Raw genomic sequence first — 14225 nt, 5'->3', positions numbered from 1 at the left:
CATGTCGCATGATCGTCATTCCGAACTCGGCATCCACCCGCTTGGCGAGGGCGAGCCGCAACAGCGCCAGCAGATGATGAGGCGCGCCAAACTGGTGCTGGTCGTGGTCCTGCTGCTGCTGGCTGCGGGGGCCGCGCGCACCTTGGTCAGCCGTGCCGCCAATGCCCGCGCACTGGAGGCTGGCACGGCCGAGCGTGCCAAAGTCTTCGTCAGGGTGGCACCCGCCCGCAGCAGCAGCGAAGGCCAGACGCTGACCTTGCCGGGCAGCCTGCAGGGCTACGTGCAGTCGCCCATCTCGGCGCGCGCCGGAGGCTATCTCAAGCGCTGGGCCAAGGATATCGGCGCCGAAGTGAAGAAGGGCGAACTGCTGGCCGAACTGGATACCCCCGAGATCGACCAGCAGCTTTCGCAAGCCCTGGCTGCACGCCAGCAGGCCGCCTCCAGCATGGAACTGGCCAAGAGCTCGATGGTGCGCTGGGAAGCCCTGCGCAAGAAGGACGCCGTCTCGCAGCAGGAACTCGATGAACGCCGCAGCGCCTTCGCCCAGGCCAGTTCCAACCTGGCGGCGGCAGACGCCAATGTCGCGCGCCTGCGCCAGGTGGAGAGTTTCAAGCGTATCGTGGCGCCGTTCTCGGGCATCATCACGCGCCGCAACGTGGACGTGGGCGATCTCATCGATCCGGGTGCCGGGCGGGCGCTCTTCGTGCTGTCGCAGACCGATCCGCTGCGCGTGTACGTGAACGTACCGCAGGCCTACGCCAATCTGGTCAAGCCCGGCCAGCCGGTGACGGTGACCCAGTCCGAATTGCGCGCACGCAAGTTCGAAGGCAAGGTGGCGCGCACCGCCGGTGCCATCGATGCGACCACGCGCTCGATGCAGATCGAGGTCACGCTCGCCAATGCCGACAAGGCGCTGCTGCCGGGGGCCTTCGTGCAGGTGGCCCTGCCGTTGAAGCCCAGTGGCACACTGCTGGTGGCGGCCGATACGCTGATGTTCCGGCGTGATGGTTCGCTGGTGGCGGCGGTGGATGGACAGAACAGGGTGCAGCTGAAGAAGGTTCGTCTGGGGCGCAATTTCGGTGCGACCGTGGAAGTGCTGGACGGCTTGAGGGGCGACGAAAAGCTGATCCTCAATCCCCCCGATTCGCTGGCCGAAGGCGATCAGGTTGAACCTGCACCGGTTCAGCCCAAGGACAGGCAGGACAAATCCGCCGACAGGAAGGCTGCCTCATGAACCTGCCGCGCCGCCACAGTCTTGTGCTTGCCTTGGCCAGTGCGTTGCTGCTGGTTGCCTGCGCCAGCGGTCCGGATTACGCGAGGCCGCAGGTGGACATGCCCGCCGCCTGGACCCCGGAAGCCCCGTGGCGCACCATGCAGCCGCAGGATGCTGCCCCGCGTGGCCCGTGGTGGGAACGTTTCAACGATGCGCAGCTGAACGCCCTGCAACAGCAGGCACTGGCCGGCAACCAGACCCTGGCCATTGCTGCGGCCCGACTGGCGCAGGCACGCGCACAGCTGGAGGTGGCCGGGGCGGCGCAAGTGCCGCAGGTCGGCATCAACACACGGGCCGCGCGCGGGCGCATTTCGGCCAACCGGCCCCTGACCAACTACAACTCGCCCAACTACGCCACCGTACAGAATGATTTCGCACTGGGCCTGAACGTCAGTTATGAGCTGGATTTCTTCGGACGGGCAAGACGTTCGGTGCAGGCGGCCAGTGCCTCGGCCCAGCAATCGGCGGCTGACCTGGAAAACACGCGCCTGTTGCTCACGGCCGAACTGGCCAGCAACTACTTCAACCTGCGCGAGCTGGACATCGAGCTCGACGTCGTCCGGCGCGCCATTGCGCTGCAGCGCAAGGTGCTGGAACTGGCGACCTCCCGCCACGACCTGGGCGCCACCTCGGGACTGGACGTCGCCCAGCAGCAAGCCCTGCTGGACAACACGCTGACCCAGGTGGATCTGCTCGGCCGCCAGCGTGCGCAATACGAACACGCCATCGCCACCCTGATCGGTACCCCAGCGCCGGTGTTCCGCCTGGCGCCCTCGCTGGCCCCCGTCGCGCTGCCGGACATTCCCTTGGGCGTGCCCTCGGACGTGCTGGAGCGCCGTCCCGATGTGGCTGCCGCCGAGCGCGCCATGGCCGCGGCCAATGCCCAGATCGGTGTGGCCAGTGCCGCCTTCTATCCCAGCTTCATGCTGCAACCCGGGTACGGAGTCGACAGCCGCAACTGGGCTACGCTCTTCAATGCGCCCAGCCTGCTGTGGTCGCTGGGGGTGTCGGCCTCGCAAAGCCTGTTCGATGGCGGTCGCCTGCGGGCGGGGGTGGATTTGAGCCAGGCCGGCTACAACGCCGCCGTGGCCAGCTATCGACGTACCGTACTGACGGCCATGCAGGAAGTGGAAGACGGCATTACCGGTATCGCCGCACTGGACCGGGCTTGTCGGCAGGCACAATCGGCCATCACCAGTGCGCGTCGGGTACTGGAGATTGCCAGCAGCCGCTATGAGGGTGGGGCCACGCCCTATCTGGATGTGATCACCGCGCAACAGGCCTTGCTCAACAGCGAGCGCCAGGCGGCACAGTTGCAGGGGCAACGCCTGCTGGTGTCGGTGTTTCTCATCAAGGCGCTGGGCGGCGACTGGCATGAGCGCCGAGACGGGGCGCCGCTTGTGCAATCGCAAACTTTATCGCCGGCAGAGAAGTAGTGATCTGGTGGCCTGACCAGTTTCGGGGGAGTGGGAGGACATTTCTGACGGTCTTGTCAGCGCCGTGTCACAAGCGCTGCAATTGCCCCGTAAACGCCCGTGTAATCGACGATATGGCCGCTTCCCGACCTGCCTAGAATCGCCAGTGATATTCCCACGAGCAAGAACAACGAGGCAGACATGAACTGGTTCAACAATCTGAAGATTGCCAAGAAGCTCATCCTTTCCTTTGCGGCCGTCATCGTCCTGACGGTCATCCTGGGGATCTTCGCCATCAGCGAGTTGAAGGCGGTCAACCAGGCTTCTACCGACATGGCCACCAACTGGCTGCCTTCGATCAAGGCGGCGCAGTCGATCCAGGCCTCGCTGCCGCGCATGCGCATTTCGGAATTGCAGATGATCACCGCGGTCACGCCCGTCGAACGCGAGGATGCCATCAAGGCCATCCATACGCGACTGGCCATTCTGGCCAAGCAGCGCGCCACCTATGAAGCCCAGTTGTCGGAGCCGGACGAGAAACAGGCGTATGAGAAGTTCTCCCGAAGCTTCGCCGCCTATCTGGAGATCGACAAGAAGCTCGCCGACATTTCCGGTGCCGGCAAGGAAGAAGAAGCCCGCGCGATGTTCAAGGGAGAATCCAACAAGACCTTCCGCAGCATGCTGGAGAACATGGATGAGATCATCAAGATCAACGATGCCGGCAGCACGCGTTCCGACCAGAGCGCCACCGATGTCTTCAGGTCGGCACGTGCGTGGATCTTCGGTTTGCTGGCGGCCATCGTGGTCATCGCCCTCGCCTTGGCCATCGCCGTGGCGCGTGCGGTTTCGCGCCCGCTCAACGAAGCGGTGAGCGTGGCCGAACGGGTGGCGCAGGGTGACCTGACGGTCGATATCCGTTCCGACAGCAAGGATGAAACCGGCATGCTGATGCACTCGCTGCGTGCCATGAATGACAGCCTGCACAAGATCGTCAGTGAAGTGCGTCATGGCACCGATGCCATCACCACGGCTTCGCAGGAAATCGCCACCGGCAACCTCGACTTGTCCTCGCGCACCGAGGAGCAGGCCGGTTCGCTGGAAGAGACCGCCTCTGCCATGGAAGAGCTGACGGCCACCGTCAAGCAGAATGCCGACAATGCCCGCCAGGCCAACCAGCTCGCGGCCTCGGCCTCGGACGTGGCCAGCCAGGGGGGCGAAGTGGTGGGACAGGTGGTACAGACCATGGAAGGTATCACCGAGAGTTCGAATCGCATTGCCGACATCATCACGGTCATCGATGGCATCGCCTTCCAGACCAATATCCTGGCCCTGAATGCGGCCGTGGAAGCGGCGCGGGCCGGCGAGCAGGGCCGCGGCTTTGCGGTGGTGGCCTCGGAAGTGCGTTCGCTGGCACAGCGCTCGGCTTCCGCCGCCAAGGAGATCAAGCAGTTGATCGATGACTCGGTGCAGAAGGTCGGCGCCGGCAGCCAGCTGGTCGAACGTGCAGGCGCGACCATGAGTGAAGTGGTGGCCAGCGTCAAGCGCGTCACCGATGTCGTGGCCGAGATCAGCGCGGCCAGCAACGAGCAGAGTACCGGCATCGAGGAAATCAATCGCGCCATCACCCAGATGGATGAAGTGACCCAGCAGAATGCGGCACTGGTGGAAGAGGCGGCCGCTGCTGCGCAGTCCTTGCAGGATCAGGCTGGTCGCTTGTCGCAGGTGGTGAGCGTGTTCAAGATCCAGCGTTGATGCAGTGCCGGTGGATCTGACAGATCGCTGAACATGATGGTTTTACGTAATCGTTAATTACGTAAAGCCATCGTTCATGAATCCTGATCGAAAGTGACTTTCAGATTGCGTTCAATGAACTGCCGCTGATTCAGCATCGCCAGGCAATGCCGCCCGTTTCAATCCGGCGGCAACGCAAAGCAATACCCGACGCCGTACACCGCCTGAATCGCATTGTGTCCCGGAAAGCAGGGTTCCAGCTTGCGGCGCAGGTTCTTGATATGGGTATCGATGGCCCGATCGGTCACGGAGCGATCATCATCATGCAGATGATTGAGCAGTTGTTCCCGCGAAAAGACCTGTCCCGGTGCCGCCGCAAAGGTCTTGAGCAGCCGCAGCTCCAGCGGCGTCAGGTTGAGCGGTTCGCCACGTACGCTGGCCTGGTGGCGGAGTTCATCGATGACCAGCGGGGCGGCCATCTGCGCTGCCGACCCGACCTGCACCGAACGCTGTACCAGCGCATTGCGCCTGAGCATGGACTTGACCCGGGCCACGATTTCGCGCGGCGAAAACGGCGTCTTGCCGATATAGTCGTCCGCCCCCAGTTCCAGCCCGCGCAAGCGATCGTCTTCCTCTGCGCGCGCAGTGAGCATCAATACCGGTACATCCGAGAAGGTCCGTAGCTGGCGGCAGATCTCCCAGCCATCCATGCCCGGCAACATGATGTCGAGCAGGATCAGGTCCGGGCGCTGCGCGCGCACCGCATCCAGTGCCGCATCCCCGCGTGCTACATGACGCGAGGTGTAGCCGGCCAGTGCCAGGTATTTCTGCAGCAACTCGGCCAGCTTGGGCTCGTCCTCGACGATGAGGATATCGGCGCTGGCGGGGGCGGCAAAGCGGAATTCTTCGGAGCCATCACTCATGCGGCATTCCCTTCATCCTCCAGGCGGGCCGGCAACACGACCGAGATCCGCAGCCCGCCCAGGGGCGAGGCAGTGGCACCGATGGTCCCCTGATGGGCATCGACGATGCGCCGGCAGATCGCCAGGCCCAGCCCGGCCCCGCCGCTGGCGCGGTTGCGCGAAGCCTCGACCCGGAAGAAGCGTTCGAACAGGCGCGCCATCACCTCGGGCGGTACGCCCGGCGCGCTGTCGTCGAAGACCAGATGCCAGTGCTGTTGCTGCAGTTGGGCATGCACTTGCAGGCGACCTCCGCTGTCGGTGTAACGCAGGCTGTTCTCGAAGAGATTGTTGAGCAACTGCTGCAGGCGTGCCGCGTCGGCGTGCACGGGCATGGTAGCGGGCAGGCTGCAGGTCAGCGTCATGCCGCACTGGCTGAAGCGTTCGGCATAGACGGCTGCGCTCTCGCGCAGCAACGGTACCAGGTCGATGTCGCTGCGACGATAGGTGAGCGCACCGGCATCGGCCAGGGAGAGATCATAAAGGTCTCCTACCAGTTTGTTCAGATGCGCCACCTCGCTCTTGAGGGAGTGCAGCGTCTGCGCATCGGGTTGCAGCACGCCATCTTCCAGCGCCTCCAGCTGGCCGTTGAGAATGCCCAGGGGAGTGCGCAATTCATGCGAGACATCGGCCATGAATTCGCGCCGCAGTTTTTCATTGCGCTCCAGGGTCATGGCCAGCCGGTTGAAGTCCTGCGCCAGCATCCCGACTTCATCACCCGATTCCACCTCCACCCGGATCGCATAATCGCCACCGGCCAGCCGGTGCGTGGCCCGCGCCACGCGCGTGAGCGGGCGCGTGAGCACGCCCGAGATGCGCACCACCAGGAAGGCCGCCAGCATCACCGCCACCACGGCAATGATGAGCTGGGCCAGGAACTGGCTTTGCTGGAAGCGCAGGTCGAGGGCACCGATCACGCTTTCAAAGGGCGTCTGCGCCACCCAGCCGACGATCACGTCATCCTGGAGCAGGGGCCGCAGGCGCGCATCGGGACCGACCTTGGGATAGCCGATCACCAGTTGTCGTCGGGCATCCAGCAAGGAAAAGCGCAGCGTCGCGCCGGTCAGGTCGGAGGCCGTCATGGGTGGCCCCGGCGTGGTGACCACCCCATTGTGTTCGACGATGGCCGGCTTCATCAGCTCGAACCAGACGCGCGGCTTGCCGCGAATGAAGTCCCAGTTGCCATGTTCGCGATAGGCCTGCTCCAGGCGCGGCACCATGTCTTCCATGCGCTGCTGGGCCTGCTCGTTGAGATAACCGAGGAAGTCGCGGTTGAAGATGTAATGCCCGGCACCATTGATGGCCGCGATCACCACCACGATCAGCGCCAGCATCGCATAGAAGAGTTTCAGGCGGATGTTGGCGCGATAGAAGAGGCGGTCGGTCAGCTCGACAATCGAGTGGGCGATGGACATGGGGATGCAGCAGGCGGTCGGTGGAATCAGGCCAGAGCTTATCAAGAACCCGGCGTCCGGTGGCGCACAAGTTGCCGCTGCGCCCCGTCCTGTTGCAGGACGGACATACCGCCGCGCCTGCTCATTTTTCCCTCACATTTGTTATCCATAATCGCAGGTCCGATAGCTCATTGCGCCCGGAACCCGCGCCCATGGCGGACCGCGGACGGGCAGAAAGCCTCCCGATCATGCACGACACTGCAACACTCCCGCGCCGCCAGGGGCGCCGCTCTTCCACCGCAGCCCGTCTGGCGCTGTCTCTGATGCTGGTGGCCGTCCTCGGCGCCTGCTCGCGCTCCGGCGACCAGCCCAAGCCCGCCGCCCAGTCCGAAGTCGGCTACGTGGTCGTCAAGGCCCAGCGCCAGGCACTGACCACCGAGTTGCCGGGCCGTACCACGGCCTACCTGACGGCCGACATCCGTCCGCAGGTCGGCGGCATCATCCAGAAACGCCTGTTCAAGGAAGGCAGCAAGGTCAAGGCCGGCCAGCCGCTCTACCAGATCGATCCGGCCAGCTATCAGGCTGCCTATGACAGCGCCAAGGCTTCCCTGCTCAAGGCGCAGGCAACGCTGGCCTCATCGAAGCTGAAGGCTGATCGTTATGCCGAACTGAACAAGATCGATGCCGTCTCCAAGCAGGACAACGACGACGCCCAGAGCACCCTGCGCCAGAACCAGGCCGATGTGGAAGTGCAGAAGGCCGCCGTGCAGACCGCCGCCATCAACCTGCAATACACCAGGATCCTCTCGCCCATCTCCGGCCGCATCGAGCAATCCAGCGTCACTCCCGGTGCTCTGGTGACGGCCAGCCAGACCACGGCACTGACGACGGTGCAGCAGATCGACCCGATCTATGTCGATGTGACGCAATCCACCGTGGATCTGCTGCGCCTGCGGCGCGAACTGGCCAGCGGTCAGATCAGGAAGAGCGGTGACAATGCCGCCCAGGTCAAGATCCTGCTGGAAGACGGCTCCACCTATGAGCGCGCCGGCAAGCTCGAATTCACCGGCCTCTCGGTCGATACCGGCACCGGCATGATCACCTTGCGCGCGGTGGTCCCCAATCCGGACGGCGTGCTGCTGCCGGGTGCTTACGTGCGTGCCGTGCTGGAAGAAGGTGTGGATGAACACGCACTGCTGGTGCCGCAGAAGGCGGTCAGTCGCGACCAGACCGGTGCTGCGACCGCGCTGGTGCTGGGTGCCGACGGCAAGGTACAGCAGCGCCTGGTGACCGTGGCGCGTGCGGTGGGCAACAACTGGTGGATCAGCAAGGGTCTCAAGGAGGGCGACAAGCTCATCGTCGACGGATTGCAGAAGGTGCGTACCGGTGATACGCCACGTGCCATCGACATCACCGACAGTCTGCAGAAGGATCTGGCCCGTGAAGCCGCCGCTGCCGCTGCCGATCCGTCGCTGGGCGGGGACGCCGACCGGGCAGCCGGTGCGACTGCTGCCCCGGCCACTGCCGCCATCGGCGCCCGGTCGAAGTAAGCGAGGCACACATGGCACGTTTCTTTATCGACCGGCCCATCTTTGCGTGGGTCATCGCCATCATCATCATGCTGGGGGGCATGATGGCTGTCCGCTCGCTGTCGCTGGAGCAGTATCCCGACATTGCCCCGCCCAAGGTCAACATCAAGGCCACCTATACCGGTGCCTCGGCCAAGACCCTGGAAGATTCGGTGACCCAGGTCATCGAGCAGCAGATGAAGGGGCTGGACAATCTGCAATACATGTCGGCCAGCTCCAGCTCGGCCGGTAGCGCCACCGTCTCGCTGACCTTTACCGCCGGTACCAATCCCGACGTGGCGCAGATGCAGGTGCAGAACAAGCTGCAGCAGGTCACGGCGCGCCTGCCGCAGGCGGTGCAGAACAATGGCGTGACGGTGACCAAGGCCTCGACCGACATCCTCATGGTGCTGTCGCTGACCTCGGATGATCCGCGCATCACCAGCATCGACATCGGTGACTTCATCAGCAGTACGCTGACCGACCAGATCAGCCGCGTGGAGGGCGTGGGCGACGTGACCGCCTTCGGCACCAACTATGCGATGCGCATCTGGATCGATCCGGCCAAGTTGCAGAAATATGCGCTGATGCCCTCCGACATCACCAGCGCGCTGGAAGCGCAGAACACCGAGGTATCGGCCGGCGAGATCGGTGCGCTGCCGGCGCAACCGGGCCAGCAGATCAACGCCACCATCACGGCGCGCAGCAAGCTGACCACGCCGGATGAATTCCGCAACATCATCGTCAAGTCCTCTTCCGATGGTTCGGTGGTGAAGCTCGCTGATGTCGCGCGGGTGGAGCTGGGCGGCGAGAGCTACCAGGTCGCTTCGCAGCAGAACGGCAAGCCGTCCTCGGCGCTGGCGATCCAGCTGGCCACCGGCGCCAACGCGCTGGCCACGGCGGACGCGGTCAAGAAGAAGATGGCCGAGCTGGAGCCGTACTTCCCGGCCTCGATGAAACTCAAGAGCAACATCGCCTATGACACCACGCCCTTCGTGCGCGTGTCGCTGGAAGAAGTGGTCAAGACCCTGATCGAAGCCATCGTGCTGGTGGTGCTGATCATGTACCTGTTCCTGCAGAACATCCGTGCCACCTTCATTCCGGCCATCACGGTGCCGGTGGTGCTGCTGGGGACCTTCGGCATCCTGGCCATGTTCGGTTATTCGATCAATACGCTGACCATGTTCGGGATGGTGCTGGCCATCGGCTTGCTGGTGGACGACGCCATCGTGGTAGTGGAAAACGTCGAGCGCCTGATGAGCGAGGAGAAGCTCAGTCCCAAGGAAGCCACGCGCAAGTCCATGCGGGAGATCACCGGTGCGCTGGTCGGTATCGCCATGGTGCTCTCGGCCGTGTTCATCCCGATGGCATTCTTCGGTGGATCGACCGGGGTGATCTATCGCCAGTTCTCCATCACCATCGTCTCGGCCATGGCCTTGTCGGTGATGGTGGCGCTCACGCTCACACCGGCCCTGTGCGCCACCTTGCTCAAGCCGCATGCAGGCGGTCATGTGCAGCAGGGTAAATTCTTTACCTGGTTCAATCGTACCTTTGACCGCAGTGCCACGCGCTATCAAGGTGGTGTGGGCGGCCTGCTCAAGCGCGGCAAGCGCGGCCTGTTGATGTATGCCCTGATCGCCGTGGCGATGGCGGTGCTGTTCATGCGCCTGCCCACCTCCTTCCTGCCGGAAGAAGACCAGGGCGTGCTGATGGCGCAGATCCAGTTGCCTACCGGCGCCACGGCCGAACAGACCGCTACCGTGGTCAAGACGGTGCAGCAATACTTCATGAACAAGCCCGAATCCGTTGATTCGGTGCTGGCCATCGTCGGTGCGGGCGTGGGTGGCAACAGCCAGAACGGGGCACGCGCCTTCATCCGCCTCAAGGCTTGGGACCAGCGTACCGGTGCAGGGCAGTCGGCCGCCGAGCTGGTACGCCGGGCCAATGCCGACCTCTCCAAGATTCGCGGTGCCCGCGTGTTCCTGATGAACCCGCCGGCGGTGCGCGGCCTGGGCCAGAGTTCGGGCTTCGATCTGGAATTGAAGGATGTCGGTGGCGTCGGCCACGATGCCTTGCTCAAGGCGCGCGACCAGTTCCTGCAACTGGCGCGCAGCAATGCGCTGCTGGCCAACGTGCGTACCACCGGCCTGGATGATACGCCCCAGTTGCGCGTGGCCATCGATGACCGCAAGGCCGATGCCTTGTCGATTTCGACCTCCGACATCAACTCGACGCTCGCCACGGCCATGGGCGGTACCTACGTCAATGACTTCCTCAGCAATGGCCGCGTCAAGAAGGTCTATGTGCAGGGCGATGCCGCCTTCCGCATGCAGGCCGAAGACCTGAACCGCTGGTATGTGCGCAATTCGGCCAGCCAGATGGTGCCGTTCTCGGCCTTCATGAGCAGCAAGTGGACTTACGGTCCTTCCCTGCTGGAGCGCTACAACGGCGTGTCTTCCTTCGAGATCGTGGGTGAACCGGCAGCCGGCGTGAGCTCGGGCAGCGCCATGGCCGAAGTGGAGAAGCTGGTGGCGCAACTGCCGGCGGGCATCGGCTTCGAGTGGACCGGTTCGTCCTACCAGGAGCGGCTCTCGGGCAACCAGGCACCGATGTTGTATGCGATTTCCATCCTCTTCGTGTTCCTGTGCCTGGCCGCTTTGTACGAGAGCTGGTCGGTGCCCTTCGCGGTGATTCTTGCGGTGCCGCTGGGTATCGTCGGGACCGTGCTGCTCACGGGCATGTTCGGGATGTCCAATGACGTGTATTTCCAGGTGGGGCTGTTGACCACCGTGGGCCTGTCGGCCAAGAACGCAATCCTGATCGTGGAATTTGCCAAGCAACTGCATGAGTCCGGCAAGAGCCTGCGGGAGGCCACCCTGGAGGCGGTGCAGCTGCGCCTGCGTCCGATCCTGATGACTTCACTGGCCTTCATGTTCGGCGTGCTGCCTCTGGCCGTGGCCAGTGGCGCCGGATCGGCCAGCCGCCGCGCCATCGGCACCGGCGTGCTGGGCGGCATGCTCTCCGCGACTCTGCTGGGCATCTTCTTCGTGCCCTTGTTCTACTACCTGATCGGCACCTGGCTGGACCGCCGCGCGGCCAACAAGCCGCCCAAGGATGACGATCACGCCATGCAAAAGGAGGGCGTGTGATGACCCAGCCCATACAACAGAGCTCGATCCTGTGGACCCGTACGGCCATGGTGCTGGCGCTCACGACAGCGCTGGCGGGTTGCGCCAATCTCGCGCCCGACTACGCCCGGCCGTCGGCACCGGTGCCGGCCAGCTGGGCCCGGCCGGTCGATGGCAAGCCCGTCGGCACCCTTGCTGCCAAGGCCGCCGATGCAATCGATGCCGACCAGCTCGGCTGGCGTGAGTTCTTCCTCGATCCGCGCCTGCAGCAGGTGATCGCGGCCGCGCTGGAGAACAACCGCGACCTGCGCGTGGCCGCGCTCAATATCGAGAAGGCCCGGGCGCAATATCGCATCACCGATGCCGACCGCTATCCGGCCATTTCAGCCACCGGAACCAGCAGCGCCAGTCGCACGCCGGCGGAGTTGTCCACCAGTGGCCGCGCCACGGTATCAAGACAGCAGAGCGTGACGGTGGGCGTGAGCGCCTATGAACTGGATTTCTTCGGTCGTCTCAAGAATCTGTCGGATGCTGCCCTGGAAACCTATCAGTATCAGGTGGAGACCCGTCGCAGCACCCACATCAGTCTGGTGGCCGAAGTGGCCACGGCCTGGCTCACGCTGGCCTCGGACCGCGAGCTCTTGACACTGGCTCAGGACACCTATGCCAGCCAGTCACGTACCTATGCACTGAGCCAGCGCAGCCATGACATCGGCACCGTCTCCGGCGTCGATCTGGCCAGCCAGGAGGCCACGGTGCAAGCGGCGCGTGCGGATGTGGCCAGCTACACCAGCCAGGTCGCACAGGACATCAATGCCCTGCGCCTGCTGGTGGGCGCTGATGTCGATGCGGCGCTGTTGCCCACGGCGTTGCCCGAGACGGCCAGCGTGTTGCCGGCCACACCGGCGGACCTGCCTTCGCAGGTGCTGTTGCGACGGCCCGACGTGCTGGCGGCCGAACACACTCTCAAGTCCGCCAATGCCGACATCGGTGCGGCGCGTGCGGCCTTCTTCCCCAGCATCTCGCTGACCGCCGACGGCGGCACCGCCAGTCGTACCCTGGGCGGCTTGTTCAAGGCGGGCAGTGGCAGCTGGAGTTTCGTTCCGTCGATCAACCTGCCCATCTTCAATGCCGGCAGCCTGCGTGCCAGCCTGGACTCGGCCAAGATCACACGTGACATCGACGTGGCCAGTTATGAGAAGACCATCCAGACTGCCTTCCGCGAAGTGGCCGATGCCCTGGCCGTGCGCGCCACGCTGGATCAGCGACTGGATGCACAGGGCAAAGCCACGGCGGCCAGCGAGAAGGCTTTCCGTCTGTCCGAGGCGCGCTACAAGAACGGTATCGACAGCTATCTCACCACCCTGGTGGCGCAGCGCACGCTGTACTCTGCACAGCAGACGCTGATCTCCCTGCGGCTGACCGAGCAGAGCAATCGCATCACGCTCTACAAGGTGCTGGGCGGTGGCTGGAACGAAGACACTGCCCGGCCAACTGCCCGCCCGCAGGGCGCCGCATCGTCATCACCGGACCGCTCTTAGGCGCGGGACGCGGACATCGCGATCTGCTCCAGGCGCTGTGGTGCAGTCCTGCGCGGCTGCGGCAGGTCGGAAAGATGGCAGAAGATGGGTAAATTTTGAAGGTAAATCCGGGGGAAATGGCGGGTGATCCAAGTTGGCCGTGGCTGCGTCAACACCCCCGCTTCTGCCGTCCACCTGCCCCCAAATACGGTTGACAAGCCGAACCTCGCCGGGAATAATCCGCCAAGTGATACGACGACGTACAAGATGAGTCGGCCACACGCCCGGTACCGGGTGTGCGTGCATCACGGCCCTTGAATACAGCACCCCACCGACAACTACAACGATGAGCAACCATCAGGAGACCGCCCGCATGAGCGCAGAGACTGAACGCGATGCGTGGCAGAGCGCCCGATTTTCCCGCCTCTTGCTGACCGGCGCCGCCGGTGGCGTGGGACGGCAATTGCGGCCGCGCCTGGCGTCTTTCGCCGAGCGTGTGCGGGTAGCCGATCTGGCTGCGGCCATGCAGGGCGTGACGCCGGCAGGGGCGCATGAAGAGGTGCTGGGTTGCGACCTGGCCGACCGTGCGGCGGTCGATGCCATGGTGGCCGGCTGTGAGGCCATCATCCATCTGGGTGGCGTCTCGGTGGAGCGTCCTTTCGAGGAGATCCTGGAAGCCAACATCAAGGGTGTCTTCCACATCTACGAAGCCGCGCGCCGTCATGGCGTCAAGCGCGTCATCTTCGCCAGCTCCAATCACGTCACCGGTTTTTATCGTCAGGATGAGCGCATCGATGCGCATGATCTCAAGCGTCCCGATGGCTACTACGGCTTGTCCAAGTCCTATGGCGAAGACATGGCGCAGTTCTATTTCGACCGCTATGGCGTGGAAACGGTGAGCATCCGCATCGGCTCGATCTTCCCGGAAGCGACCAATCGCCGCATGCTGGCCAGCTGGATGAGCATGGACGACTTCGAGCAACTGCTGCGGCGCGCGCTGTTCATTGCGGGTGTGGGTCACACCATCGTCTACGGCATGTCGGCCAACGCCAAGACCTGGTGGGACAACCGTCATGCCGCGCACCTGGGCTATGCGCCCAAGGACAGTTCGGAGATCTTCCGCGCCAAGGTGGAAGCGCAACCGCAACCGGCTGCGGATGATCCCGTCGCGACCCTGCAAGGCGGCGCCTTCACGGCGGCGGGACCCTTTGATCCATTGGCGGACTAACTCAAATTT

Annotated in this window: 9 protein-coding genes; 7 read left to right on the top strand and 2 right to left on the bottom strand. The window is 64.0% G+C overall.

What is annotated here, in order from left to right; all coding sequences use genetic code 11:
* The first annotated feature begins 1 nt into the window (after position 1).
* The 3 genes from HNO82_RS11145 to HNO82_RS11135 all read left to right on the top strand — a co-directional run bounded on the left by HNO82_RS11145 (position 2) and on the right by HNO82_RS11135 (position 4440).
* Complete coding sequence (locus HNO82_RS11145; RefSeq protein ID WP_175343752.1) at positions 2-1234, top strand: efflux RND transporter periplasmic adaptor subunit; 1233 nt, start codon at positions 2-4, stop codon at positions 1232-1234.
* Positions 1231-2709, top strand: coding sequence for an efflux transporter outer membrane subunit (locus tag HNO82_RS11140; protein ID WP_175343751.1), 1479 nt, complete (start codon positions 1231-1233; stop codon positions 2707-2709). Before HNO82_RS11145 ends, HNO82_RS11140 begins: the two co-directional genes overlap by 4 nt.
* Positions 2710-2889: 180 nt before the next feature.
* Positions 2890-4440, top strand: a complete 1551-nt coding sequence (locus tag HNO82_RS11135; protein ID WP_175343750.1) for a methyl-accepting chemotaxis protein — start codon at positions 2890-2892, stop codon at positions 4438-4440.
* Between the two features lie 158 nt (positions 4441-4598).
* On the opposite strand, the gene HNO82_RS11130 is transcribed toward HNO82_RS11135, so the two are convergent.
* Together HNO82_RS11130 and HNO82_RS11125 are read right to left on the bottom strand one after the other, a co-directional pair.
* Complete coding sequence (locus HNO82_RS11130; RefSeq protein WP_175343749.1) at positions 4599-5342, bottom strand: response regulator; 744 nt, start codon at positions 5340-5342, stop codon at positions 4599-4601.
* Positions 5339-6793, bottom strand: coding sequence for an ATP-binding protein (locus HNO82_RS11125; RefSeq protein WP_175343748.1), 1455 nt, complete (start codon positions 6791-6793; stop codon positions 5339-5341). Before HNO82_RS11125 ends, HNO82_RS11130 begins: the two co-directional genes overlap by 4 nt.
* A 227-nt stretch (positions 6794-7020) precedes the next feature.
* Between HNO82_RS11125 and HNO82_RS11120 the strand changes: the two genes are divergently transcribed.
* The 4 genes from HNO82_RS11120 to HNO82_RS11105 all read left to right on the top strand — a co-directional run bounded on the left by HNO82_RS11120 (position 7021) and on the right by HNO82_RS11105 (position 14216).
* Positions 7021-8322, top strand: coding sequence for an efflux RND transporter periplasmic adaptor subunit (locus HNO82_RS11120; RefSeq protein ID WP_283810172.1), 1302 nt, complete (start codon positions 7021-7023; stop codon positions 8320-8322).
* Positions 8323-8333: 11 nt separating this feature from the next.
* Positions 8334-11489 (top strand): efflux RND transporter permease subunit, encoded by a 3156-nt coding sequence (locus HNO82_RS11115; RefSeq protein ID WP_175343747.1) that lies wholly within the window; start codon positions 8334-8336, stop codon positions 11487-11489.
* Entirely contained in the window at positions 11489-13009 is a 1521-nt protein-coding gene (locus tag HNO82_RS11110) for an efflux transporter outer membrane subunit (RefSeq protein ID WP_217509883.1), read from the top strand. Before HNO82_RS11115 ends, HNO82_RS11110 begins: the two co-directional genes overlap by 1 nt.
* A gap of 352 nt (positions 13010-13361) precedes the next feature.
* Positions 13362-14216 (top strand): NAD-dependent epimerase/dehydratase family protein, encoded by an 855-nt coding sequence (locus HNO82_RS11105; RefSeq protein WP_175343746.1) that lies wholly within the window; start codon positions 13362-13364, stop codon positions 14214-14216.
* Positions 14217-14225 lie beyond the last annotated feature (9 nt).

It is taken from the genome of Herbaspirillum sp. C9C3, assembly GCF_013359625.1.
Lineage (GTDB): Bacteria > Pseudomonadota > Gammaproteobacteria > Burkholderiales > Burkholderiaceae_D > Herbaspirillum.
This window is presented reverse-complemented; position numbering and strand designations above follow the sequence as displayed.